At 62.7% G+C, this 496-nt stretch carries 2 protein-coding genes; one reads left to right on the top strand and one right to left on the bottom strand.

Going from position 1 to position 496, the window contains the following annotated elements; all coding sequences use genetic code 11:
• Nucleotides 1-212, bottom strand: a 212-nt coding sequence (locus BFF77_RS31610) for an SsgA family sporulation/cell division regulator (protein ID WP_141698599.1), incomplete at its 3' end; no start/stop codon positions are given.
• Between the two features lie 32 nt (nt 213-244).
• On the opposite strand from BFF77_RS31610, the gene BFF77_RS38335 reads away from it, so the two are divergent.
• On the top strand, nt 245-496 hold a 252-nt coding region (locus BFF77_RS38335), incomplete at its 3' end, for a hypothetical protein (RefSeq protein ID WP_425424458.1).

The raw sequence follows: 496 nt of genomic DNA, 5'->3' as shown, positions 1-496 counted from the left end.
TCGCCGGAGGGGATGCGCAGTCCCTCGTCGAGGAGGTCCCGGGCGAAGGCCCAGACGACCTCTCTGTCGTCGAGGGAGACCTCGACCGGGAAGACGATACGGATGGCGAGGGGATCGGCACCGTCGTAGCGAAGGGTGACCGGGACGGCCTTGGAGTGGGGGGCGTCCGTGATGAGACGGCATTTGGCAGGCTGCTCGACGACGGGTGACATCGCGGGGACCTCCTCCGTTTGAGAGAGGTTTAATGCTTAATGATACAAAGAATGTCTATTTGTGCCCAATTGTGGCGGAAGTGACATTCTTCGATCATCGGCGCGGCAACTCGCGTACAACCTGCTCTTGCGAACTGTTCGCAACAGGGTTCTACTGTCGAACGGCTTGCCCACCCCCGCACCCCCCGACGCGCAGCCTCGCGCGCAGTACCAGCAGGAAGCGGAGCCCGCTCATGCATGTCCCCGACGGATTCATCGATGTACCCGTCTCGGTCGCCGCAGGC

Origin of the sequence: Streptomyces lushanensis (genome assembly GCF_001700515.1) — a bacterium.
Classification (GTDB): Bacteria; Actinomycetota; Actinomycetes; order Streptomycetales; family Streptomycetaceae; genus Streptomyces; species Streptomyces lushanensis.
Note: the sequence above shows the minus strand (reverse complement) of the source record. Positions and strands in the feature narration are given on the sequence as shown.